The following is a 23,476-nucleotide window of genomic DNA, read 5'->3' on the forward strand; positions in this document are numbered from 1 at the left end:
CGCCACATGGCGACGCTTCAAGGCCCGGTTTCGATCGGGCCTTTTCTTTTTTCGCCTGCCGCGCCATGACTGCGGCATGAACGCCGACGACAAGATCATCATTACCGACGATGCGGTGATTAATCCGGGCGACCTGCACGAGGACTTCATCCGTTCGTCCGGCCCGGGCGGCCAGAACGTCAACAAGGTGGCGACGGCGGTGCAATTGCGCTTCGATGCCGCCAATGCACCGGGCCTGTCGGAGCGCGTGCGCGATCGGACCATCAAGCTCGCCGGCCAGCGCGCCACCAAGGACGGCGTCGTTGTCATCGAAGCCGGACGCTTCCGCACGCAGGAGCAGAACCGGGCCGACGCCCGCGCGCGGCTGACGGCACTGGTCGCCAAGGCCGCCGAACCACCGCCACCGCCACGCAAGAAGACCAGGCCATCCAAGGGCGCGGTCGAAAGACGGCTAAAGGGCAAAGCCGGGCGCGGCTCGATCAAGAAGCTGCGCGGCCGGGTCGAGGATGATTGACGGCCGCGGCGCTGCCGAAGCGGCTTCGGATTCCAGATCGCCGGTGTAAGGTTCGCAGCCACTGTCGGAGGCGGATTTCGGGTCGCCGTCTTCATGAGTTGGTGGCATCATTTTCTCAAAAGACCCAATGAAACGATCAAGCTGATGCTCGTGCTGCCCAAAGGCGTCCGCCATATGCCCGGCTACCTGTCGCGTGCCTCGCAGGAAGCGCTGGTGGAAGATGTCAGGAAAGTCGTGCAGGAAGCCCCGCTGTTCGTGCCGGCAATGCCGCGCACCGGCAAGGAGATGAGCGTGCGCATGACCAATTGCGGCCCGCTGGGCTGGGTCACCGACAAGGAGCAAGGCTATCGCTACCAGCCGACCCACCCGGTGACCGGGAGACCTTGGCCGCCGATCCCGGAGGTACTGCTCGAACTGTGGCGAGACGTGTCTGGCCATGCGCACCCGCCGCAGGCCTGCCTGATCAATTTCTATTCGCAGGACGCCAAGATGGGTCTTCACCAGGACCGTGACGAGATCGATCTCTCCGCACCTGTCGTCTCGGTCTCACTCGGCGACGATTGCCTGTTCCGGGTCGGCCAGACCACGCGCGACGGCGCCACCAAATCGTTCAGGCTGAAGAGCGGCGACGTCGTCGTGCTTGGCGGCGAAGGGCGGCTCTGCTTTCACGGCGTCGACCGCATCTACCCGTCGACCTCGGCGTTGCTCAAGAACGGCGGCCGGATTAATCTGACGCTGAGGCGGGTGACTAAAGCGATGTAAAGCCGATGGAATCGGACGGGCTAGGGGCTGGGGCGAACATAATCGTTACGCAGGTAGATGCGTAGGCGCTTGTCTTCGGCGAGCACGCGGTAGCGGGCCAGAATGGCGTCGAAGCCAAAACGCTCGATCAACTGGCGTGTCCAAGGGCCGTCATCCTGGAAGATGATGACATCGGGTCGCAGTCGCTCAAATTCTTCACGTTTGCTTTCGGCATAGCGCACCATGATGGCTTGGTAACGCGCCGCCTCGCTGGCATCGCCGGAGAGAGCCGCCCGCCGAGACAGATCGAGCGAATACGCTCCGAGCCAATCGCTGACATGCGTCGAAACGAACTGGCCGTCGACCATGCGGCTCAGCGGATGTCCGGCGGAAAGATCCGGGCTGATCAATGCAACGGTTGGTCGATCGGTTGCGGCGCGAATGGCATCAGCCAACACGTAGTCCGTTTGCTCGACGGTCGAGTACGGCAAGAAAGCGGCCGCAACCCCCACCAGCACCAAGGCCCGCGGAGGAACCCCGATACGAGAGAGCAGCCATACCGGTTGCCGCTCGCTTCTCGGCAAAGCCAGCAAGCAAAGAATGGTCGCTATGGCGTAAAAAATCGTGGGATAGGCGTGATAGGTCCAGCCTTTGGCCTGGTAGAACAGCGGGAACAAGCCGGCAATCGACGCTGCTAGCGCTATAGCCGCCAGTTCTGGAAAACGCCCAGTCGGCCACAACCACCAGATCAGCAACGGGAGACACCAGCAGGTTATACCGTAGCACGCCACAATCGGCAGAAAGATGCGCTCTTGAGCATAAACGTCCGCCAGCTGCGGATAGACGTCGCGCAGGAATTCCGGATAGATCAGGGTGACCGCTGCCAGGTAGGCGATGCAAACGCCGCCGATCACCCAGTGTTCCAGGGCGAACACCGGTCTTAGGCTGCGCCGATGCGCTGCAACGAGCAGCGCCGGCGCCAGCACCATGATCGCATAATAAGGCTTGATCAGCAGAAGCGCCCCGCCAGAAAGGCCGGCCAGCCCGGCGAGACCTGAGCTTGGTTGCGTGCTTGCCTCTTTTCGCGCCCGCCAGGCATGCAGCGCCAGCAGCGGCATGAACAGCGCGATGCCGATGTGCTCGCGCTCACTGAAGACGTTGCCCGGGAAGATGACCAGCATCGCGTAGAAGGCCGGGCCCAGCGCAAACAGCAAGCGCGTTTCCGTGAACCCGGCGCGTTTGATGATGGCGCCGGAGAATAAAAGCCCGATCAATGCGGCCAGGTATGTCCAAGCCTGAACCAGGATTTCGGGAGCAACCCCCAGCATCCTGGCCGCAGCCACCGGCGGTAAATAGAGCCATACACTGAATGGCGGGTTGGTCTCGTGGATTTGCGAGTAAAGCCGCTCACCGGAGAGCATACGCTCGCAGACAGTGGTCAGCCAACTCGTATCCGGAATGGTTCCCCAGCGCATCTGCCAAGCGATTGAGAGGACCGTGATTGCAGCGAAGGCAAAAACACTGCGGCTGGAAACCAGCGATTCTGCCAAATCCTGGCTGCGCCACCGACTCCAGGCGCCGACGTCATCCGAGACGCTCATGATGCTGCCGGCATCTTTGGACCCGGGGCAAACACCCATCGATCGAGGATGAAGTAATTGATTGCCGGCACGGCGACACAGATGATGGCGATCGGCAACACTGGTCGCGTGCCAAGGCCATCGACCAAGACCAGGGGCAACAACCAGGAAAAACCAATGCCCAGCGCAGTCAGGAGGAAAAACCGGGGTGCCTCGAACGCATGCGTCCCCGGCGATACAAAAGTCACATATTTGTGGCCGAGATAGGAAAAGATCGCAGCGATGATGTAGGCGGCAACCGAAGCCAGTGCAGCCGGCAGGACGGGACCCGGAAGCGCGGACAGCAAGAAAGCGCAAACGGCATAGATCAGCGTCGATGCAATGCCAATCAGCGCGAAGCGCGATAGTCGACGATACGAGCGAGTGCCCATTACGCGGTCAAGCTGCCAATTTCTCGTTGAGGCGACCGGTTTCGACCGCGCCCTTCCTGCGGAACACCGCCAGCAGCGAAACACCGAAGGGCAGACTTGCGTTTGGTATGATGCGGCCCTCCGCCGAAAACACAGCCTTCATCGCCGCATTCAGTGGTTTCGGCGGCGTTGCATGGCCGGCTGGCAAGGTTGGCGTACGCAACCTGTCCAGCAGTCGTGCCAGTGCCGCTACAGGAAAGAGCGCGGCATTTGTATAGCTCAGCCGGTCGATGGTGAAGCCAGCCTTCTCAATTCGTTCACGCAGCAGGCTGCGTGAATAGCGCCGCATATGATGCAACCCCACGTCATGCGTGCTCCACAACCACTGGTGTGCGGGCACCGTAAGGACGACGCTGCCGCCTGGTTTCAGCATTTGGCGGATCGCGGCCAGCGAAGCCTCGTCTTCGGCGACATGTTCCAGCACGTCGAACAGGCAGACGAGGTCGCAGCTTTGCGGCGCGACAGGAATGTTGTCCGGCAGGTGTCCGGCAAGGAAGTCGCGGCCGGTCTTTTCCCGGGCGATCCGGCGCGCGAGATCGCTCATCTCGACCGCCGTCACGGCGCCGAACTGCTCGACCATCCGGATGTTGCCGCCGGTGCCGGCGCCGATCTCGACGATGCGCGCCTTTTCGGGCAGGCCGATGCTGCGAATGACCGCCTCGGCGATGGCACGCCGCCCGCAGAACCACCAATGCTCGTCTTCCGTGGCGGCCATCTGCCGATAGGCGTCGAGCTCCATCAGTCCATTCCCTCATATTTGCGGCGCACGATGTAGATCGGACGCTGCTTGATCTCGGCGTAGACCCTGCCGAGGTACTGTCCGATGATGCCGATACCGAGCAACTGGATGCCGCCAAGGAAAAGAACACTGACCAGCAGCGAAGCGTAGCCGGGCACATCAACGCCAAAGATCATTGTCTTGGCGATAATCAGCATGCCGTAGAGGAACGACAGCACGGAAATCGTTGCGCCGACATAGGTCCAGATTTCAAGCGGAGCGGTGGAGAAGCTGGTGATGCCTTCCAGCGCGAAGTTCCACAGCTTCCAGCCAGAGAATTTCGACTGGCCGGCGATGCGCTGATCGCGGACGTATTCGACCGTTGCAGTGCGGAACCCGACCCAGGCGAACAAGCCCTTCATGAAACGACGGCGTTCGGGCAAGGAGCGCAGCGCTTCGATGACCTGACGGTCGATCAGCCGGAAGTCGCCGACATCGTGTGGGATCTTCTGCTGCGCGATCCAGTTGTGAACGCGGTAGAACATCGAGGCGGAGCGCTGCTTGAGAAAACTGTCGCTCGACCGATTGGCTCGCTTGGCGAGAACGACCTCGAAACCCTCGCGCCACTTTTCCACAAGCAGCGGAATGACATGCGGCGGATCCTGCATATCGACATCCATGGGGATCGCTGCATCGGCATCGCAGCTGTCGAGGCCGGCGGTCATCGCGGCTTCCTTGCCGAAATTGCGTGAAAGGTCGATTACGCGGATGCGTGGATCGGCCTCTTGGGCTTCGATCAGCTTTTCGAGTGTTCTATCGCTGCTGCCGTCGTTGACGAAGATGAACTCGAGGGCAACGCCTTTATTCTTCAGCGGAGCGGTGCTTTCGCACACGGCCTTCAGAAATGGAGCAATCGCGCCTTCCTCATTGTGGACCGGTACGATCAGAGCAATCGTGGCGGTCCCGCTGCCCGGACGTGCGACGCGGCCAGATGCCGGCCGATCAATATTAAGGAATGGCGCATTCATTGTTTGCCGAGCCCGCAGATCAGGCCCGACAATAGGAAGACTGGGTTAAGATGACTTTAAGGAATGCCTCGGGATTTCACAGTTTTCGGAGCGCCACTTCCTCGACCAGATGGTTGGCGCCCTTGCGCAGGATGAGATCGGCTCGGGCGCGCGTCGGCAATATATTCTCGCGCAGATTCTTCAGATTGATGTTGGCCCACAGGCCCTCGGCGATGGCGCGGGCCGCATCCTCGGAAAGTTGCGAATAGCGGTGGAAGAAGGAGGCCGGGTCGCGGAAGGCGGTTTCGCGCAGCCGCATGAAGCGGGCAATATACCAGTGATGGATCAGCTCTTCTTCCGCATCGATATAGATGGCGAAGTCAAAGAAATCCGATAGGAAAGGCACGATCTTGCCGTCCTTGGGCAAGTTGCCCGGCTGCAGGACATTGATGCCTTCGAAGATCAGGATGTCCGGCCGGTCGATGGTCTGGAACTCGCCCGGGATAACGTCATAGGTCAGGTGCGAATAGACCGGCGCGCGGACGTTGCGCTGCGCCGATTTGATGCCGGACAGGAAGCGCAGCAGCGCGCCGACATCGTAGCTGTCGGGAAAGCCCTTGCGCTCCATCAGGTTGTTGCGGCGCAGGACCTCGTTCGGCAACAGGAAACCGTCGGTGGTGACCAGGTCGACCTTGGGGCTCGACGGCCAGCGCGCCAGCAGCTCCTTTAGGACGCGCGCCGTGGTGGATTTGCCGACGGCGACGGAACCGGCAACACCGATGATGAACGGTGTCTTGGCCACGTCCAGCGCGTTGAAGAAGGCCTGGCGCTGCCTGAACAGGAGTTGACTGGCTTCGACATGAGCCGACAACAGCCGTGACATCGAAAGGTAGATGCGCTCGACCTCATGGAGATCGACCGGATCATTCAGCGACCGCAGACGATGGATCTCGTCTTCGGTGAGCGTCATCGGCGTATCGGCGCGGAACCGCGACCATTGCTCGGCCGAGAAGAACCGATAGGGTGAATACTTCTCGGTAGGAGCGAGCTGGTCCATCGAGTTCCTCCGCAGCGATCAGCCCCGGTCCAGCCGAGACGCCTTTTCGGCGACGCCCGAACGACCGGTGCGGTGTTCGAGCTCCTTGAGCACATCGCTCAGCGGAATGCCCGCTATGCCGAGAACGACAAGCCAATGATAGATGAGATCGGCGCTCTCCGAAACAAGCGCGTCCCGGTCGGCGCTGACGGCTGCGATCACCGTTTCGACCGCCTCTTCGCCGAGTTTCTGCGCCGCCTTGCCTATGCCGCGCTGAAAGAGCTTGGCCGTCCACGAATCCGGATCGCCGGAACGTGCGCGTTCGCCAATGATCTTCTCCAGATCGGAGAGCGAGAACTCAGTCATGACGCCGTTTACAGCCTCTTCTTAGCCGGAAAGGCTCTAGGACCGATTACCCGGCGAGTCCAGCCGCATCGGCAGTCCGGCTCGAGCCATATGCATCTTGGCTTCGGCGATGCTGTAGGTGCCGAAATGGAAGATCGAGGCTGCCAGCACCGCGCCTGCATGGCCGTCGCGAATGCCTTCGACCATGTGATCGAGCGTGCCGACGCCACCGGAAGCGATGACGGGCACGCGTACGGCGTCGGCGACCGCGCGGGTAAGCGCTATGTCGTAGCCGGCCTTGGTGCCGTCGCGGTCCATCGACGTCAACAGGATCTCGCCGGCGCCGAGATCGACGATCCGCCGAGCGAACTCGACGGCATCGATGCCGGTCTTCTCGCGGCCGCCATGGGTGAAGATCTCCCAGCGATCAGCCTCGCCCGCAGCGGACACTTTCTTGGCATCGATAGCGACGACGATGCACTGGTTGCCGAATTTGTCGGCTGCTTCGGCGACAAAATTAGGGGTCTTCACCGCCGCGGTGTTGATCGACACCTTGTCGGCGCCGGCGAGAAGCAGCTTCCTGATGTCGGCGACCTGACGGACGCCACCGCCGACGGTCAGCGGCATGAAACATTGTTCGGCCGTCCGGGCGATGACATCGAAGATGGTCTCGCGGTTTTCCGACGAGGCGGTGATGTCGAGAAAGCAGAGCTCGTCGGCGCCGGCCGCGTCATAGGCCTTTGCCGCTTCGACGGGATCACCGGCATCGACCAGGTCGACGAAATTGACGCCCTTGACGACGCGACCGTTCTTGACGTCGAGACAGGGGATGACGCGGGCTTTCAGCATCAGATTCTCTCGATCGCCGCAAGAAAATCGACAAGCAGTTGGCCGATGACGGGCGGAATCTCGGCCTGGGAATCAAAGGCAGGGTCGTAGGCCGAGAGCGTCACGCCGACGATCGGGATGGACCTGGCCAGCCCGCAGGCAAGTTGCCGCAGCTGTTCGGGGCTCGGACCGCCTGGATGCATGTAGCGGTTCACCTGCAGCACATCCGGATCGAGGACGTCCAGGTCCAGATGCAAATGTGCCCGGGCAGCCCCTGCCGCTGTGAGCTTTCCGACTATATCGAGTGCACCGGCACATTCGGTGCGCACGATCGGCAAAGGTTCCAGCAGGCGCTTTTCGTCGGGATCGAGGTCGCGGGCATCGACCAGCATGCAGCGCACCGGGTCTATCGGCCGGAATCCCGGAATCGCTGCTGTCATCGGACGCCAGCAGAGCCCGAGTGTCGCCGCCAGCGCCATGCCGTCGAGAAAGCCGTAGGCGGACGTCTCCGGCGTGTTGAGATCGCCATGCTGATCGATCCAGATGATCGTATCAGCCGCTTCACCGGCCACCGCACCGGCGGCGGTCAGGCAATTTCCAGCAAGGACAATGGGGAAGCGTCCTCCGTCGCCGGCGAGGCCGACCTTGGCCGCGACGGCGTTGCAGACGGCGAAGCCGGTTGCGATTTCGCGCCCCTGCTCGTCTCCCACCTTGCCGATATCTTCGACGGCGACGTCGTGGCGAGCCATGGTCAGGGCTTCGACGAGCCCACCGGCGATGATGGCGTCCGGCCCCTGGCCGCACCCTTCATGATGGTGCCCGCTGTCATAGGGGGCGAGGATAATCGAGACTTTCATGATCACGCCCCTGCCATCGGCTTGCCGCGCAGGATTGCCAGCGCCTCGGCCGGGTCGATGCGGCCGTCGTAGAGCGCGCGGCCCGAGATCGCGCCTTCGAGCTTCCGCGCATCGGGCATGGTCATGCGCACGATGTCGGCGATCGAGGCAAGCCCGCCCGAGGCGATGACCGGAATCGAAACCGCCTCAGTGAGATCGATGGTGGCGTCCCAGTTGATGCCGGTCAGCACCCCGTCGCGATCGATGTCGGTGTAGATGATGGCGGCGACGCCGGCGCCTTCGAATTTCTTCGCCAGTTCGACGACGCCGAGGCTCGAGGCCTCGGCCCAGCCTTCGACTGCGACCTTGCCGCCCTTGGCGTCGATGCCGACGGCGATCTTGCCCGGGAATGCCTTGCAGGCCTGCCTGACCAGATCCGGATCGCGCACGGCCACTGTGCCGAGGATGATACGGGCCAGCCCGCGGTCGAGCCAGTCCTCGATCTGCGCCAGGGTGCGGATGCCGCCGCCGAGCTGCACCGGGTTGCTGGTCGCCTTGAGAATGGCGCCGACAGCTGCGCTGTTGACGCTCTGGCCCTTGAAGGCGCCGTTGAGGTCGACCACGTGCAGCCATTCGAAGCCCTGCTCTTCGAAGGCGCGCGCCTGAGCGGCGGGATCGTCATTGTAGATCGTCGCAGTCGCCATGTCGCCATGCTTGAGGCGCACGCATTTGCCGTCCTTGAGGTCTATCGCCGGAAACAGGATCACCTTCAGGCGCCTTCGACGATGACAAAGTGGCCGGTCGAGCCGGCGAGCCTGTACTTCAAGACCTCCTGGTATTCAGGCGAGCCGTAGCATTCCATCGCCTTCTCGTAGGATTCGAATTCCACCAGCACATGGCGATTGCCTGTCGGCCCTTCCGGGCTGGTATGCCGCCCGGCTCGCACCGGGAATTTCGCGCCGTATTTCGCGAAAGCCGCGGCGTTGGCCTCGATATACTGCTTGTAGATCTCGGGATCGCGGACATCGACCATCGCCATCCAATAGCCCTTCTTGCTCATGATTCAGGGCCTCCATTGCAGGAAGTTGGTGATCAAAGCGAGACCGAGTGCCTGGCTCTTCTCGGGGTGGAATTGCGTTCCGGCGAGATTGCCGCGCGCGACAGCGGCCGTCACCGGGCCACCATAGTCGGCAACCGCCAGCACCTCATCCTCCTTCTGCGCATCGAGATGGTAGGAGTGGACGAAATAGGCGTGCAGTCCCTTCCCGCCCGTCGCAATGCCGGAAAACAATGGGTGCTTGCGCCTGAGATCGAGCGTGTTCCAGCCGATCTGCGGGATCTTCAGCGCCGGATCGGCCGGCGTGATCTCCTTGACGTCGCCGGCGATCCAGCCAAAGCCCTTTGTAACGGTCTTTTCCAATCCTCGCTCCGACATCAGCTGCATGCCGACGCAGATACCGAGGAACGGCCGCGCCTTGGCGATCGCCACCTCCTCCACTGCCTCCCACATGCCGGCAACCGCATGCAGTCCAGCGGCGCAATCGGCATAGGCGCCGACGCCCGGCAGGACGATGCGGTCGGCGGTCCTGACCCGCTCGGCATCGGCGGTGAGCTCGATCGCGGCGGCGATGCCGGCTTCATGCGCGGCGCGCTCGAAGGCCTTGGTGGCCGAGCGCAGATTGCCCGACCCGTAATCGATGATCGCGACCCGCATCTCAGGGCTTTCCCGGAATATGGGTCAATCCCAGCGCCATACCCATCTGCGCCGGCCGGGCAAGTGCTGCGTCCGGGACGATGCGCTGCGCAGGGGCCTGTGCATTCGAATCCGCATCGGCTTCCAATGCATAGCGGATGTCGGCATCGTCGAGCCTGTCGGCCTCGACGACGCCCCACTCATGCCAGCCGCGGCGGCGAAGGGCTGCAATCCGCAGGCCCTGTCCTTCCAGCCCGACATAGAGCGAGACAAGCAGCGACAAAAGCGAGCCGGCGGTTTCTAGGCCCAGCCTTTCGCCAAGCATCGAAAGCAGGCCCATGGCGACAAAGGCCAATGCCGCCTCGACCCACAGCCGATGCCAAGCCAGCCAGAGCGGCGGCACCAGCAAGCCGAGCCAGGCAAAACCGTCGCGGACAAAGGTAGCGTCCGCTCTTCCGTTGCGGCCCGGCGGCTCCATCACGACATAGATGGCCATGGCGCTACCCTTTCAAGGATCCCTTGGTGGAGGGAACCGCGTCCGGCTGGCGCGGGTCGCGCTCAAGCGCCAAACGCAGCGCACGCGCCACGGCCTTGAAGCAGGTCTCGGCGATATGGTGGTTGTTGGCACCATAATGATTGGTGATATGCAGCGTGATTCCGGCATTCTGCGCCAGTGCGTGGAAGAATTCGCGCACCAGCTCGGTGTCGAAGGTGCCGATCTTCGGCGACGAGAACGAAACATTCCAGACCAGAAAAGGGCGGCCGGAGACGTCGATCGCCGCCCGCGTCAGCGTCTCGTCCATGGCGAGATCGATCGAACCATAGCGCATGATGCCGCGCCGCTCGCCCAGCGCCTTGGCCAGCGCCTGGCCGAGCGCGATGCCAGTATCCTCGACCGTGTGGTGGTCGTCTATGTGCAGGTCGCCCTTGGCCTTCACCGTCATGTCGATCAGCGAATGGCGCGACAACTGGTCCAGCATATGGTCGAAGAAGCCGACGCCCGTCGAAATGTCGGATTTGCCCGAGCCGTCGACCTGAACCGACACGGAGATATCGGTTTCCTTGGTCTTGCGGCTTATCTCGGCGGAACGGGGCGCCATGACCTCATCCTTGTCTCAGGTTTGCACGGTTCAGGCGTTCACATGCCTGAAAACGAAAGCCTTCTAGCAGCATGACCCGGCGATTGCCAGTTACCGCTGCGGAGCGATATCAGACCCTGCGGATGGCCGGTTTGCAATCATCCGGCCTATGCATACATATGGCCGATCAAGTCACTCGTAACGCGCCAATCGCCTTGATGGGATCGGTGCTGATCGGAGCAGAAAATGTCGAATGAACTGACCATGCATGCCACGACCATCCTGACCGTGCGCAAGGGCGGCAAAGTGGTGATCGCCGGCGACGGCCAGGTCAGCCTCGGCCAGACCATCATGAAGGGCAACGCCAAGAAGGTGCGCCGCATCGGCAAGGGCGGCAACGTCATCGCCGGTTTCGCCGGCGCCACCGCCGATGCCTTCACGCTGCTGGAGCGGCTCGAAGCCAAGCTCGAACAATATCCCGACCAGCTGACGCGCGCTTGCGTCGAGCTCGCCAAGGACTGGCGCACCGACCGCTATCTGCGCCGACTGGAAGCAATGATGCTGGTTGCCGACAAGTCGGTCTCGCTGGCGCTGACCGGCACCGGCGACGTGCTGGAACCCGAATTTGGCGTCATGGCGATCGGCTCGGGCGGCAATTACGCGTTGGCCGCAGCACGCGCCCTGATGGATACCGACAAGGACGCCGAGGGGATCGCCCGCAAGGCGATGCAGATCGCGTCCGACATTTGCGTTTACACCAACAACAGCTTCGTCGTCGAAACGCTCGATGCCGCCTGAGCGGAGTCTCCGCTATGATTTTCGGCCGGTGACCGAGAAGGACCTGCCGATGATCGCCGGCTGGCTTGCCGAGCCGCATGTCGCCGAGTGGTGGGACGATCCAGGGACCGAGATTGCAGAGATCCGCGGGCATATCGACAGCATTTCGGTCGAGCCGCTTATTGTCGAGCTCGACGGCAAACCCATCGGCTATCTGCAGAGCTACGATCCGCATCTTGAGGACGGCCATCCCTATAGCGACCAGCCGTTCGGCACGCTCGGCATCGATTTGTCGATCGGCGTGCCGGAGCTTGTCGGGATCGGTCACGGCTCGACGATCGTCCGGCAGTTCGTCGAGCAGCTTTTCGAGGAAGGCGCGCCGCGCGTCATCATCGACCCGGACCCTGCCAATGCACGGGCTATCCGTGCCTATGAAAAGGCCGGTTTCAGGGCTATCGATCGCAGGAAGTCGGAATATGGCGATGCCGTGCTGATGGCGATTGATGCCCACGAGGGTGACGCCGAACAGGGTGATGCCGAAGTGGGCGACGCAGAAGAGGGGCAATAGCAGCATGAGCGTATCCAGCGACAAAACCGTCTCGGCCTATGAAGACAGTTGGCGAATGGGGCTTCTGCTGGTTCTCGGCCTGGTCATCTTCCAGGCCGGGGCCCTTTACGGCATGGGGCGGACGCCGATTTGCACCTGCGGTTATGTCAAGCTGTGGCATGGCATCGTGCAGAGTTCGGAGAATTCCCAGCATATTTCCGACTGGTACAGCTTCTCGCACATCATTCACGGCTTCCTGTTCTATGCGCTAGCATGGTTCCTTTTCCCGCGCTCGCCGATCGGGCTCAGGCTGGCCTTTGCGGTCGTCATCGAGGGCGGCTGGGAGCTGCTCGAGAACAGCCCTTTCATCATCGACCGCTACCGCGCCGGCACGATCTCGCTCGACTATTATGGCGACAGCATTATCAATTCGGTGTCGGATACGCTGGCCATGGTGCTGGGGTTTGTCATGGCGCGAAGGCTCCCTATATGGGTGATCGTAACCCTCGCCCTCATCTTCGAATTCGGTGTCGGCTATCTCATCCGGGACAATCTGACACTCAACGTGATCATGCTGCTGCATCCGTTCGAGTCCATTCGGCAGTGGCAAAGTGGAATTTAGTGACATGAGCACATTCTCTCCCCGCGAAATCGTTTCGGAACTCGACCGCTTCATCATCGGCCAGAAAGACGCCAAGCGTGCCGTGGCGATTGCCTTGCGCAACCGCTGGCGCCGCCAGCAGCTCGAAGGCCAGATGCGCGAAGAGGTGATGCCGAAGAACATCCTGATGATCGGCCCGACCGGTGTCGGCAAGACCGAGATTTCGCGCCGCCTGGCGCGCCTTGCCGGTGCGCCTTTCGTCAAGGTCGAAGCCACCAAGTTCACCGAGGTCGGCTATGTCGGCCGCGATGTCGAGCAGATCATCCGCGACCTGGTCGAGATCGCCATCGGGCTGGTGCGCGAGAAGATGCGCGAGGACGTCAAGGCGCGTGCTCACATCAACGCCGAGGAACGGGTACTCGAAGCGCTCGTCGGCAAGACAGCGAGCCCGGCCACCCGCGACAGTTTCCGCAAGAAGCTGCGCGATGGCGAGCTCGACGACAAGGAGATCGAGGTCGAAGTGGCCGATACCGGCAATGGCGGCATGCCCGGCTTCGAGATTCCCGGCATGCCGGGCGCCAATATCGGCGTGCTCAACATCAACGACATGCTGTCGAAGGCGATGGGCGGCAAGAAAACCAAGATGCGCAAGACGACCGTCAAGGAGTCCTACGGGCTGTTGATCGGCGACGAGTCCGACAAGCTGCTCGATCAGGACGAGGTGGTGCGCAGGGCACTCGAATCGACCGAGAACGACGGCATCGTCTTCCTCGACGAGATCGACAAGATCGCCTCGCGCGAAGGCGGCATCGGTGCCGGTGTGTCGCGCGAGGGCGTGCAGCGCGACCTGCTGCCGCTGGTCGAAGGCACCACGGTTGCGACCAAATACGGGCCGGTGAAGACCGATCACATCCTGTTCATCGCTTCGGGTGCATTCCACGTCGCCAAGCCATCCGACCTGCTGCCCGAATTGCAGGGCCGCCTGCCGATCCGCGTCGAGCTGCGGGCGCTGGAGAAGGACGATTTCGTCCGCATCCTCACCGAGACTGAAGCGAGCCTGATCAAGCAGTACATCGCGCTGATGAAGACCGAGGGCGTCGACCTGGTCTTCACTGATGACGCGATCGACTCGTTGGCCGGCATCGCCGTTGACCTCAACGCAAGCGTCGAGAACATCGGCGCCAGGCGGCTGCAGACGGTGATGGAGCGGGTGCTGGACGAGATCTCCTATGACGCACCGGACCGCAACGGCACCTCGGTGACCATCGATGCCGCCTATGTGGAGAAGCATGTCGGCGACCTCTCCAGAAACACGGATTTGTCGCGTTTCATCCTGTAGGAGACGCTTCATCCTCAAAGAGGCCGGGGAACTGCTCCCGGTCTCCGCCAAATTCAGCCCGGCATCCCCGATGTGTGGCTAAATGGAAGCATCCGGCGAGCTTTCGTCCCGTCGGGTGCAGGCGTCTCTCGACTCCCGTTGGAGCATTACCTAGTTTGCCCGGCGATTATTTGGGCGGCGGCACATGAAAAAACTGATCCTCGTCATTCTCGGGCTGACGCTGGCGGCAGCCATGTTCGCCGCGCAAGCGGCAACGATGGTGCCGCCGGGCAACCGCAACACCGAGCAGCCCGACATACCGGGCGCTTCGAGCCGGCGCACCCAGGCGACCAACACCACCTTCCAGGCGAAATACCGCAAGGTCTTTGCGCTGCTCCAGAACGATGCCGAACTGCGCGGCAAGATCAAGCAGGCAGCCGCGGCCTATGGCATCGACCCGATGCATATCGTCGGCGCCATCGTCGGCGAGCACACCTACAATGTCGATGCCTACGACCGGCTGCAGACCTACTACGTCAAGGCGATCTCGTATCTGTCGAGCAAGCTCTCCTTCGCCTATGACGGCCAAGACATCACCGATTTCGTGCAACGGCCGGAATTTGCCAAGTGCGCCGGCAAATCGGACAGTTACGAGCTCTGGGAGTGCCGCGAGCAGGTGTGGAACCGGTCGTTCCGCGGCAAGACCGTCGACGGCGAGAGCTTTCCCAACGACCGTTTCGGCGCGACTTTCTTCCAGCCCTATTATGCCGGCCAGACTTTTGGCCTTGGCCAGCTCAATCCGCTGACGGCACTGCAGATGAGCGATCTCGTGCACAAGGTTTCCGGCCTGCCGGAGCTCGACGTCGGCGACCCGAATGCGGTCTACAAGACCATCATGGATCCGGACCTGACCCTGCCTTATGTCGCGGCAACGATCCGGAAGTCGATCGACGCCTATAAGACCATTGCCGGCTTCGACATCTCGGGCAATCCCGGCATCACGTCGACGCTCTACAATGTCGGCAATCCGGAACAGCGTGCCTATGCGCTGAAGGCCGAGAACGACAAGCGCCGCGCTGCGGGCGAGCCGGAAAAGCTGCCTGAGGAAAATTACTATGGCTGGCTGGTCAACGACAAGTTGCCGGAGCTGAAGGCGCTGTTTTAGCCGAGCCCATTCGGCCAATTATCCCCCCCGGCAGCTCAAGCCGCCAGCAGCGATTTCAGTTTGACGGTCTGCGAGCCTAGCGCTTCCGGCGCTGGCTTTGCCCGCTTTGCAATCAGCATCTCGGCCAGCCTTATGTCGCGCGCGACCGCATTGCCGGGGCCGATGCCACTTGCCGCAACCAGCCTGCCGTCCTCGGCGAGATGGAACAGGATGAACGCGCCGTCGCCGAGGTCGCGGCGCACGATGCTGCGGCCTTCGTCCGACAGGCCGGCGATCTGCAAGGTCAGGCCGTACTGATCCGACCAGAACCACGGCACCCCCGCGTGGGCCTCGCCGGCGCCAAGCATGTTCCTGGCGGCAAGCGCACCCTGCTCCTGCGCATTGCGCCAGGCTTCGAGCCGCACGCGCCGGCCGCCATAGATGGCGAGCGGAAACGAGCAGCAGTCGCCGGCGGCAAAGATGTCCGGGTCGCCGGTGCGAAGCGCGGCGTCGACGGCGATACCATTGTCGATGGTCAGCCCCGCCTCCGCGGCAAGTCCGGTCACCGGCACGGCGCCGATGCCGATCACGGCAAGATCAGCGACAATGCCCTGCCCGCTGGCAAGCGCGATGCGCACTTCGGCGCCATCATCAGCGATGGCGGCGATGCCCTCGCCGCACAGGATTTTCACGCCTTCGGCCTCGTGCGCCGCGTGGATGATTTGCGCAATCTCGGCCGGCACGCCGCGCATCAAGATGCGCGGCTGCGCCTCGATGACGGTGACCGCCGCACCCAGTCTGCGCGCCGCCGCGGCGAGCTCGAGCCCAATGAAGCCACCGCCAATGATGGCGACGCGATTTCCGGCGCTGAGATGAGCACGAATAGCCAGCGCATCGTTGAAGGTCCGGAGATAGACGCAGCGCCCGCCAAGACCCGGCATCGGCAATTTGCGCGGCACCGACCCAGTGGCCAGCAAGAGCCTGTCGTAAGGCAGGACCGAGCCGTCCGACAGGCGCACGGTATGTGCAGCACGGTCGATCGGGACCGCCCGAACTGAATGGATGTGCCTGATCGACCGCTCGGCAAAGATCTCGTCACTGGCGATTGCCGTGATCACCGGCGCTTCGGCAACCATCGCGTTCTTCGACAGCGGCGGCCGCTCATAGGGCAGATGCGGCTCGTCGCCGACCAGCGTCACCGGGCCATTATAGCCGAGATCGCGCAGCGCGAGCGCTGCCCGCCCGCCGCATTCGCCGGCGCCGATGATGACCATTCCTTTCGCCATCACCGTCACCCAATCTGGATCAGAACTTTGCCGGCGTCGACCTTGACCGGATAGGTCCTTAGATCGACGCAGACCGGCGCGCCCCTGGCAGCCCCAGTCTTGTAATTGAAGCGGCCGTTGTGCTTCGGGCACTCGATGATGTCGTCCATCACGAGCCCGTCGGCCAGATGCACCTTCTCATGGGTGCAAAGCCCGTCGGTGGCGAAATAGCCGTCGTCGGGGCTGCGATAGATGGCAAAGGTGCGGCCGCCATGATCGAACCGCATCACGTCCTCTTCGTCGATGTCCCCGGCGTCACAGGCCTCGATCCAGTCGCTCATCTCTCCTCCCGGCAGAATTTTTTGGCCCGGCATGGGCTTGGGTTCATTCGGCTGCCACAGGAGCAGCAGCGTTATCGCTATGGAAGTCCTCGCGATAGGGCCTCGCCGTCGGCGGCAGTTCACGCTTGATGAAATAGTCTTCATTGCGCAGCTGCCGCAGGAAGGCCGGTATCATCTCGCGGTAACCGGCCAGGATAGACGGTGTCGGCGCCGGCAGATCGTGCTTGATCAGCTCATGCAGCCGGGGCAGCGCATGATAGGGCACCATCGGGAACATGTGATGCTCGACATGGTAGTTCATGTTCCAGTAGATGAAACGGCTCACCGGGTTCATGTAAACGGTCCGGCTGTTGAGCCGGTGATCGGTGACGTTTTCAGCCAGGCCGCCATGCTGCAGCAGGCCGACCATCACATGGTGCCATGCGCCGTAAAGCCTGGGCAGCCCGACCAGCATCAGCGGCAGGAACGAGCTCGTATAGAACGCCAGCGCGATAGTCGCGGCATAGATCGCCGTCCAGATGCGGGCAATGCGGATTGCCTTCGGCTGCTCCTGCTCGGGTATGAAGGTCTTTTCGGCCGGGCTGATTATGCCGGCTGCATTGCGCAGCATGTCGCTGATCGCATGCCATGCGTCGAGAATGCCGACGAAGTTGAGCACGACGCGCAGCAGATCGGGTGGGCGCATCACCGAGATCTCCGGATCGCGGCCGACGATGATGGTATCGGTATGGTGGCGCGTATGGCTCCAGCGCCAGGTCACCGGGTTGCGCATGATCATGAAGCAGGCGATCTGATAGACCACGTCGTTCATCCACTGCGTCCTGAAGGCGGTGCCGTGGCCGCATTCGTGCCAGCGGGAATCGGTGGAGGAACCGTAGAGGACGCCGTAGATTAAGAAGAACGGCAGGCACCACCAGCTGCCCCAGAGCAAGGCGCCGCCGTCGCCGCTCAGGACCAGGGCGCCGAGCCAGATGATGGTATCGCGGATCGCCGGACCGTCGGAGCGCTGCATCAGCTCCTTCATCTGCTTGCGCGACACGTCGGTGTGGTACCACTCGGCCGCCGTCAGCCCGCTCTCGACGGCGAGCCTCGCGTCGCGGCCGATCAGGCTGTAGTCACGCCGGGACGCTGCTACAGAGGTAGTGTTCCCGGTTCGGAGTCCAATGTCCACCATGGCGGAGGCCTCGATTATGTTCTGCCATACTAAAATAACGCTTGGGCTTGATAGGCTCAATATCACAAAGATAGTTTCTATCATTTTCCATCAGAATGGTGTAAAAGGGCCGGACTGTGGAGTAAGGCAGCGATGGCGAAACGGCCGACGATCACCGACCTGGCACGCATTTCAGGGGTCAGCGTTGCCACCGTTGACCGGGTGCTGAACAACCGCTTGCCGGTGCGCGAGGAAACCGCGCGCCGCGTTTATGAAGCGGCGACCAGCATCGGCTATCACGCAGCCGGGCTGATCAAGCAGCGGATGCGCCATGAATTGCCCGAATACCGGCTCGGGTTCCTGCTGTTGAGGCGGGAGGACGTCTTCTACAGCGATTTTGCCCGCGAGCTTGAGCTGGCGGTGTCGCAGTCGCCGCGCTTTCGCGGCGTAGCGACCATCGACTTCGCCGCTTCGCTGGCGCCGGACGAGATCGTCGAGCGAATGCGCAAGCTGGCCGCAAAATCCAGGGCTGTCGCCCTGGTCGGACCTGATCACCCGACACTGACGGTCGCCGTCGAGGCTCTCAAAGCCAAGGATGTGCCGGTATTTTCCCTGCTTTCCGACTTCGCGTCCGGCATTCGCGAGGGCTATGTCGGCCTCGACAATCGAAAGGTCGGCCGCACCGCTGCCTGGATGATCTCGAAGGCCGCGAAGAAACCGGGCAAAGTCGCGCTCTTCGTCGGCAGCCATCGCTTCCATGGTCACGAGCTCCGCGAGATCGGCTTTAGATCCTTCTTTCGCGAGCAGGCGCCAGAATTCACCATACTCGAGACGCTGGTCAATCTGGAAGCGAACCAGATCACGCATGATGCAATGATCGAGCTTCTGGCCCGCCATCCTGATCTCGCCGGTTGCTATGTCGCCGGCGGCGGCATGGAAGGCGCGATCTCGGCGCTGAGGGAAGCGATGCCGGCAGAGATGCCGGCGGTGGTCTGCAACGAGATCACGCCTGACTCCCGTGCGGCGCTGGCGGATAACATCCTGACCATGGTGATCTCGACACCACTGGCGGCGCTTTGCCGGGAGCTTGTAGCGCTGATGGCGCATGCCATCGAGACCGGTGCCGCGAATGCGCCGGGTCAGACCTTTCTGCCCTTCGACATTTATCTACCGGAAAACATCTGAGGTCGCGGCCATTGCCGCTGCATGATGTAATCTATCAGGACGGCTTTCAGGCCTGGCTTGCCTGAGCGTTCGTCTAAAAGAGCTCGAAATGCCGAAAATCCATTCCTCACGGCGAAATCTCGCTTGACGCCCTCACGCGAAATGGAATAAATATTTCACTAACTGGGCATTTTGGTTCTTTCGTTCCGGAACACCTGTTTCAGGCAAAATGCCTTCCGGAACTGAAGCGGGCAATCGGGAGAGATTCCCTGGGAGATCGGGGATTCCGGGTAGATCGGTGCAGCCGGACACCAATGTGGAGGAGACATAAAATGAAGAAACTGCTTTTGGGCGTCGCGTTTACGGCGCTGATGAGTTCGTCCGCTCTCGCTGCCAAGATCGGCGTGTCGATGGCGTTGTTCGACGACAATTTTCTCACCGTGCTGCGCAACGGCATGATCGAGCAGGCCAAGGGCATGGACGGCGTTGAGCTGCAGGTGGAGGACGCGCAGAACGACGTCGCCAAGCAACTTGACCAGATCAAGAATTTTGCCGCCTCGGGCGTCGACGCCATCATCGTCAACCCGGTCGACACCTCGGCCACCCAGGCGATGTCGGACGCAGCCGCCGCGGCCAAAATTCCGCTGGTCTATGTCAACCGCGAGCCGGTCAACGTCGACACGCTGCCCGACAACCAGGCCTTCGTCGCCTCGAACGAAGCCGATTCCGGCACGCTCGAGACCAAGGAGGTCTGCCGCCTGTTCAAGGAGGCCGGCAAGAAAGAGGCCAATGTCTACGTGATCATGGGCGAGCTGTCGAACCAGGCAGCGGTGCAGCGCACCAAGGACATTGACGACGTGATCGCCACTCCGGACTGCAGCTTCATCAAGATCATCGACAAGCAGACATCGAACTGGAAGCGCGAAGCAGCGCAAAACCTGATGACCAACTGGCTGTCGACCGGCAAGCCGTTCGACGGCGTCATCGCCAACAATGACGAAAGCGCCATCGGCGCCATCCAGGCGATGAAAGCTGCCAACATCGATATGAAGTCGGTTGTCGTCGGTGGCGTCGACGCTACCCAGGACGCGCTTGCAGCGATGCAGGCGGGCGATCTCGATGCAACCGTGTTCCAGGACGCGGCCGGCCAGGGTGCCGGCGCGCTTGACGCAGCGCTCAAGCTAGCGAAGGGCGAGAAGGTCGAGCACAAGGTCTACATCCCGTTCCAGCTGGTCACGCCGGCGAATATCGACAAGTTCCTGAAGAAGAACTGAGGCCGCGGACCCATTCGAAACGGAGCGGCGCGCCAAAATAAGACAGCGCCGCTCCTCCTTTCCCTCTCGGCCTGAAGAGCGGCCGAGTGGAGACCGTGGCTGACGGAGGAAGCACGATTGGCACAGACATCTCACGGCGTCGGCGGGCTCAGCTATGATGCGAAGCGGCGCGCATGGCCGGCCGAATTCAACGTCTTCCTGGCGCTCGTCATCCTGGTCGGCGCTTTCGAGCTGATCGGCCGGGTTTTCCTTGGCGACAGCTTCCTGTTCAATACCCGCGACAATATCGATGCAATCTTCAATGAGGCACGCCTGCAGATCATCATCCTGCAGGTGTCGATCGTCGGCATCATTGCCATCGGCGTGACGCAGGTGATCATTACCGGCGGCATCGATCTGTCCTCGGGTTCGATCGTCGGCGCCACGGCGATGATAGCCATGAGCTTCGCCCAGGTGGCGACGGTCAATGGCAACCCGAATCCCAAGGCAATGTTCATCGCCCAAGGCTGGACCGATCTGCCGGTAATCGTTCCGGTGCTGGTCGCGATCGGCTGCGGTCTGCTGGCCGGCCTGGTCAACGGTGCATTGATCGCCTACACCCGCATTCCGCCGTTCATCGCCACGCTCGGTATGATGGTCACCGCGCGGGGCATCGCCAAATGGTGGTCGAAGGGCCAGCCGATCTCGTTTCCGACCGAGAGTTTCGCCGCCATCGGCAAGGGGCTGATGCCCGTCATCATTTTCATATCCCTGGCAGTGCTGTTCCAGCTGATCCTGAGCTACACCAAATATGGCAAGCACTGTTATGCCATCGGCTCCAATGAGGATGCCGCGCGCATGTCCGGCATTAATATCGCCAACCACAAGATCCTCGTCTACGTCATTGCCGGCGTCCTCGCCGCGCTCGCCGCCGTGGTGCTGAGCTCCAAGAATCTCACCGCCCAGGCCGGCATGGGGGTGATGTATGAACTCGACGCGATCGCCATGGCGGTGATCGGCGGCGTCTCGCTGTCGGGCGGCCGCGGCTCGATCATCGGGACGGTGATCGGCTCGCTGATCTTCGGCGTCATCATTTCCGGCTTCACCTTTTTGCGCCTCGACGCCTATTACCAGGAGATGGTCAAGGGCGTGATCATCGTCGGCGCAGTCGTTCTCGACCAGTGGCGCCAACGCCTGCGGGCAATGAGGGCTTGATCATGTCGGACATCGTCCTGAAGACCGAAAACCTGACCAAGTATTATGGCGGCGTCCATGCGCTGGAAGGTGCGAACTTCGAACTGCGTAAGGGCGAGCATGTCGCCATTATGGGCGACAATGGCGCCGGCAAATCGACCTTCGTACGCCAGATTACCGGCGTCGAGCAGCGCACCAGCGGCAAGATGTGGTTCGACGGCAAGGAAGTAAATTTTGCCGGCCCTATCGAAGCGCGCGAGGCGGGCATCGAGACGGTGTTCCAGAATCTGGCGCTGGCCGACGATCTCGACGTGCCGTCGAACCTGTTCCTCGGCCGCGAAAAGGTGCTGTTCAATCTCGGGCCCTTCTCGATCCTCGATCGCAAGTTCATGCGCAAGGCGACCGAGGCCGCCTTGGTCCGGACCGCGGTCAAGATCCCCAACCTTTCCAACACCATCCGCCACATGTCGGGCGGCCAGCGCCAGTGCGTGGCGATCGCCAGAACCGCGACCTTTGCTTCCAAGCTCATCATCATGGACGAGCCGACGGCGGCACTCGGCGTGCAGGAAACGATGCAGGTCGAAAACATCATCCGCACGCTGAAGGAAAATGGCGAACCGCTGATCCTGATCTCTCACAACATGCGCCAGGTGTTCGATTTGGTCGACCGCATCGTCGTCTTCCGGCGCGGCCGCATCGTCGCCAATTTGCGCAAGCAGGACACCGATGGCAACGATATCGTCTCCTATATCACCGGCGCCAAGACCGGGCAGGCGGAACTTGCGGCCTAAAGGCCAACGCCGGGCCACAGGCGCCGACACGCCTTCCCTTCCGAACCATCCTCAAAGGAAAATCTTCATGCCTCTTCGCTTTGCTCTTCTCGGTGCCGGCCGTATCGGCAAGGTCCACGCCCGTGCGGTCGGCTCCAATCCGCAGGCCAGGCTGGTTGCGGTTGCCGACGCCTTCGAGAAGGCGGCGACCGATCTGGCCACAGCCTATGGCGCCGAAGTGCGCAGCATCGACGCCATCGAGAAGGCCGGGGATATCGACGCGGTCGTCATCTGCACGCCGACCGACACCCATGCCGATCTGATCGAGCGCTTCGCCAAGGCGGGCAAGGCGATCTTCTGCGAGAAGCCGATCGACCTCGATGCCGGCAGGGTGGAAGAATGCCTGGCCGTCGTCGACAAGGCCGGCGCGACTTTGATGGTAGGCTTCAACCGCCGCTTCGATCCGCATTTTGCCGCCGTGCGCAAGGCGATCGACGACGGCGCCATCGGCACCGTCGAGATGGTGACCATCACCTCGCGCGATCCCGGTCCGCCGCCGCTCGACTATATCGGCCGCTCCGGCGGCATCTTCCGCGACATGACCATTCATGATTTCGACATGGCGCGCTTCCTGCTTGGCGAGGAACCGATGGCAGTCAGCGCGCATGCTTCGGTGCTGGTCGACAAGAAGATCGGCGAGGCCGGCGATTTCGACAGCGTCAGCGTCATCCTCGAAACCGCCTCCGGCAAGCAGTGCGTCATCTCCAACTCGCGCCGCGCCACCTATGGCTACGACCAGCGCATCGAGGTGCATGGCTCGAAAGGCATGATTGCGGCCGAGAACCAGCGGCCGGTGTCGATCGAACTGGCCAATGAAAAAGGCTATACGCGGCCGCCGCTGCACGACTTTTTCATGACCCGCTACCTCGACGCCTATGCCAACGAGATCGCTGCCTTCATCGCCGCGGCGACGACAGGCAACAAGGCGGCGCCGAGCGGCAAGGACGGGCTGGTGGCACTGAGGCTGGCGGATGCGGCGCTGAAATCGGCCAAGGAAGGCAAGACCATTCGCCTCGACAAGAGCCACTGAACATCAAGCACA

Annotated in this window: 28 protein-coding genes; 12 read left to right on the forward strand and 16 right to left on the reverse strand. The window is 62.1% G+C overall.

The genetic code is table 11. The annotated features are described in order from the left end of the window. Positions 1–76: 76 nt before the first annotated feature. Together arfB and NKJ08_RS00825 are read left to right on the forward strand one after the other, a co-directional pair. A complete protein-coding gene (arfB, locus tag NKJ08_RS00820; protein ID WP_352522402.1) occupies positions 77–514 on the forward strand; it encodes an alternative ribosome rescue aminoacyl-tRNA hydrolase ArfB in 438 nt (145 codons plus the stop codon). A 144-nt stretch (positions 515–658) separates the two neighbouring features. Next, complete coding sequence (locus tag NKJ08_RS00825) at positions 659–1,276, forward strand: alpha-ketoglutarate-dependent dioxygenase AlkB family protein (RefSeq protein WP_352522753.1); 618 nt, start codon at positions 659–661, stop codon at positions 1,274–1,276. A gap of 20 nt (positions 1,277–1,296) precedes the next feature. Here NKJ08_RS00825 and NKJ08_RS00830 read toward each other — a convergent pair whose 3' ends face one another. The 13 genes from NKJ08_RS00830 to hisB form a co-directional block, all read right to left on the reverse strand. After that, complete coding sequence (locus NKJ08_RS00830; RefSeq protein ID WP_352780856.1) at positions 1,297–2,856, reverse strand: hypothetical protein; 1,560 nt, start codon at positions 2,854–2,856, stop codon at positions 1,297–1,299. Next, on the reverse strand, positions 2,853–3,266 hold the full coding sequence (locus NKJ08_RS00835) for a GtrA family protein (protein WP_352780859.1): 414 nt from the start codon (positions 3,264–3,266) through the stop codon (positions 2,853–2,855). Before NKJ08_RS00835 ends, NKJ08_RS00830 begins: the two co-directional genes overlap by 4 nt. Before the next feature lie 7 nt (positions 3,267–3,273). Beyond that, the gene (locus NKJ08_RS00840; protein WP_352780860.1) at positions 3,274–4,044 is read right to left on the reverse strand and encodes a class I SAM-dependent methyltransferase; all 771 of its coding nucleotides are present in this window, start codon (positions 4,042–4,044) and stop codon (positions 3,274–3,276) included. Beyond that, positions 4,044–5,051 carry a glycosyltransferase family 2 protein gene (locus NKJ08_RS00845; RefSeq protein ID WP_352780861.1) on the reverse strand — a complete coding sequence of 336 codons (1,008 nt, stop codon included), beginning with the start codon at positions 5,049–5,051 and terminating at the stop codon, positions 4,044–4,046. The genes NKJ08_RS00840 and NKJ08_RS00845 overlap by 1 nt, the downstream gene beginning before the upstream one ends. 76 nt (positions 5,052–5,127) lie before the next feature. Then, entirely contained in the window at positions 5,128–6,087 is a 960-nt protein-coding gene (coaA, locus tag NKJ08_RS00850) for a type I pantothenate kinase (RefSeq protein ID WP_352522394.1), read from the reverse strand. 18 nt (positions 6,088–6,105) lie between these two features. Then, entirely contained in the window at positions 6,106–6,432 is a 327-nt protein-coding gene (locus NKJ08_RS00855; RefSeq protein WP_352522393.1) for a phosphoribosyl-ATP diphosphatase, read from the reverse strand. Positions 6,433–6,468: 36 nt separating this feature from the next. Beyond that, positions 6,469–7,263, reverse strand: coding sequence for an imidazole glycerol phosphate synthase subunit HisF (gene hisF, locus NKJ08_RS00860; protein WP_352522752.1), 795 nt, complete (start codon positions 7,261–7,263; stop codon positions 6,469–6,471). After that, positions 7,260–8,096 carry an arginase family protein gene (locus NKJ08_RS00865; RefSeq protein WP_352522392.1) on the reverse strand — a complete coding sequence of 279 codons (837 nt, stop codon included), beginning with the start codon at positions 8,094–8,096 and terminating at the stop codon, positions 7,260–7,262. The genes hisF and NKJ08_RS00865 overlap by 4 nt, the downstream gene beginning before the upstream one ends. Before the next feature lie 2 nt (positions 8,097–8,098). After that, a complete protein-coding gene (gene hisA, locus NKJ08_RS00870) occupies positions 8,099–8,842 on the reverse strand; it encodes a 1-(5-phosphoribosyl)-5-[(5-phosphoribosylamino)methylideneamino]imidazole-4-carboxamide isomerase (RefSeq protein ID WP_352522391.1) in 744 nt (247 codons plus the stop codon). Between the two features lie 2 nt (positions 8,843–8,844). After that, the gene (locus NKJ08_RS00875) at positions 8,845–9,135 is read right to left on the reverse strand and encodes a DUF1330 domain-containing protein (protein WP_352780864.1); all 291 of its coding nucleotides are present in this window, start codon (positions 9,133–9,135) and stop codon (positions 8,845–8,847) included. A gap of 3 nt (positions 9,136–9,138) precedes the next feature. Continuing rightward, a complete protein-coding gene (gene hisH, locus NKJ08_RS00880) occupies positions 9,139–9,789 on the reverse strand; it encodes an imidazole glycerol phosphate synthase subunit HisH (RefSeq protein ID WP_352522389.1) in 651 nt (216 codons plus the stop codon). Position 9,790: 1 nt separating this feature from the next. Beyond that, positions 9,791–10,264: a DUF2628 domain-containing protein gene (locus NKJ08_RS00885; RefSeq protein ID WP_352522388.1), complete on the reverse strand. Its 474-nt coding sequence runs from the start codon at positions 10,262–10,264 to the stop codon at positions 9,791–9,793. A gap of 4 nt (positions 10,265–10,268) precedes the next feature. After that, positions 10,269–10,868: an imidazoleglycerol-phosphate dehydratase HisB gene (gene hisB, locus NKJ08_RS00890; protein WP_352522387.1), complete on the reverse strand. Its 600-nt coding sequence runs from the start codon at positions 10,866–10,868 to the stop codon at positions 10,269–10,271. 225 nt (positions 10,869–11,093) lie between these two features. Here hisB and hslV point away from each other — a divergent pair, with 225 nt between their 5' ends. The 5 genes from hslV (at position 11,094) to NKJ08_RS00915 (ending at position 15,255) form a co-directional block, all read left to right on the forward strand. Further along, the gene (gene hslV / locus NKJ08_RS00895; protein WP_352522386.1) at positions 11,094–11,645 is read left to right on the forward strand and encodes an ATP-dependent protease subunit HslV; all 552 of its coding nucleotides are present in this window, start codon (positions 11,094–11,096) and stop codon (positions 11,643–11,645) included. After that, on the forward strand, positions 11,635–12,192 hold the full coding sequence (locus tag NKJ08_RS00900) for a GNAT family N-acetyltransferase (protein WP_352522385.1): 558 nt from the start codon (positions 11,635–11,637) through the stop codon (positions 12,190–12,192). The genes hslV and NKJ08_RS00900 overlap by 11 nt, the downstream gene beginning before the upstream one ends. Before the next feature lie 4 nt (positions 12,193–12,196). Continuing rightward, positions 12,197–12,793, forward strand: a complete 597-nt coding sequence (locus NKJ08_RS00905) for a DUF2585 domain-containing protein (RefSeq protein ID WP_352780865.1) — start codon at positions 12,197–12,199, stop codon at positions 12,791–12,793. Between the two features lie 4 nt (positions 12,794–12,797). Continuing rightward, positions 12,798–14,111, forward strand: a complete 1,314-nt coding sequence (gene hslU / locus NKJ08_RS00910; protein ID WP_352522383.1) for an ATP-dependent protease ATPase subunit HslU — start codon at positions 12,798–12,800, stop codon at positions 14,109–14,111. A gap of 184 nt (positions 14,112–14,295) precedes the next feature. After that, positions 14,296–15,255, forward strand: a complete 960-nt coding sequence (locus NKJ08_RS00915) for a DUF1402 family protein (protein ID WP_352780867.1) — start codon at positions 14,296–14,298, stop codon at positions 15,253–15,255. 35 nt (positions 15,256–15,290) lie between these two features. On the opposite strand, the gene NKJ08_RS00920 is transcribed toward NKJ08_RS00915, so the two are convergent. Genes NKJ08_RS00920 through NKJ08_RS00930 form a run of 3 tightly spaced genes read right to left on the reverse strand, consistent with a single transcriptional unit; the run spans position 15,291 to position 18,014 of the window. Beyond that, positions 15,291–16,520 (reverse strand): NAD(P)/FAD-dependent oxidoreductase, encoded by a 1,230-nt coding sequence (locus NKJ08_RS00920; RefSeq protein WP_352780870.1) that lies wholly within the window; start codon positions 16,518–16,520, stop codon positions 15,291–15,293. Between the two features lie 5 nt (positions 16,521–16,525). Beyond that, positions 16,526–16,840 (reverse strand): MocE family 2Fe-2S type ferredoxin, encoded by a 315-nt coding sequence (locus NKJ08_RS00925; protein WP_352780873.1) that lies wholly within the window; start codon positions 16,838–16,840, stop codon positions 16,526–16,528. Positions 16,841–16,883: 43 nt separating this feature from the next. Further along, the gene (locus tag NKJ08_RS00930; RefSeq protein WP_352780876.1) at positions 16,884–18,014 is read right to left on the reverse strand and encodes a fatty acid desaturase family protein; all 1,131 of its coding nucleotides are present in this window, start codon (positions 18,012–18,014) and stop codon (positions 16,884–16,886) included. Between the two features lie 132 nt (positions 18,015–18,146). Here NKJ08_RS00930 and NKJ08_RS00935 point away from each other — a divergent pair, with 132 nt between their 5' ends. The 5 genes from NKJ08_RS00935 to iolG all read left to right on the forward strand — a co-directional run bounded on the left by NKJ08_RS00935 (position 18,147) and on the right by iolG (position 23,464). Continuing rightward, the gene (locus NKJ08_RS00935; RefSeq protein ID WP_352780877.1) at positions 18,147–19,178 is read left to right on the forward strand and encodes a LacI family DNA-binding transcriptional regulator; all 1,032 of its coding nucleotides are present in this window, start codon (positions 18,147–18,149) and stop codon (positions 19,176–19,178) included. A 311-nt stretch (positions 19,179–19,489) separates the two neighbouring features. Further along, complete coding sequence (locus tag NKJ08_RS00940; RefSeq protein ID WP_352780880.1) at positions 19,490–20,431, forward strand: sugar ABC transporter substrate-binding protein; 942 nt, start codon at positions 19,490–19,492, stop codon at positions 20,429–20,431. 117 nt (positions 20,432–20,548) lie between these two features. Beyond that, positions 20,549–21,625 carry an ABC transporter permease gene (locus NKJ08_RS00945; RefSeq protein WP_292655972.1) on the forward strand — a complete coding sequence of 359 codons (1,077 nt, stop codon included), beginning with the start codon at positions 20,549–20,551 and terminating at the stop codon, positions 21,623–21,625. Between the two features lie 2 nt (positions 21,626–21,627). Continuing rightward, positions 21,628–22,395, forward strand: a complete 768-nt coding sequence (locus NKJ08_RS00950) for an ATP-binding cassette domain-containing protein (protein ID WP_352522375.1) — start codon at positions 21,628–21,630, stop codon at positions 22,393–22,395. Positions 22,396–22,462: 67 nt separating this feature from the next. After that, positions 22,463–23,464 (forward strand): inositol 2-dehydrogenase, encoded by a 1,002-nt coding sequence (gene iolG, locus NKJ08_RS00955; RefSeq protein WP_352780884.1) that lies wholly within the window; start codon positions 22,463–22,465, stop codon positions 23,462–23,464. Positions 23,465–23,476 lie beyond the last annotated feature (12 nt).

It is taken from the genome of Mesorhizobium sp. M0244, assembly GCF_040321795.1.
GTDB lineage: Bacteria > Pseudomonadota > Alphaproteobacteria > Rhizobiales > Rhizobiaceae > Mesorhizobium.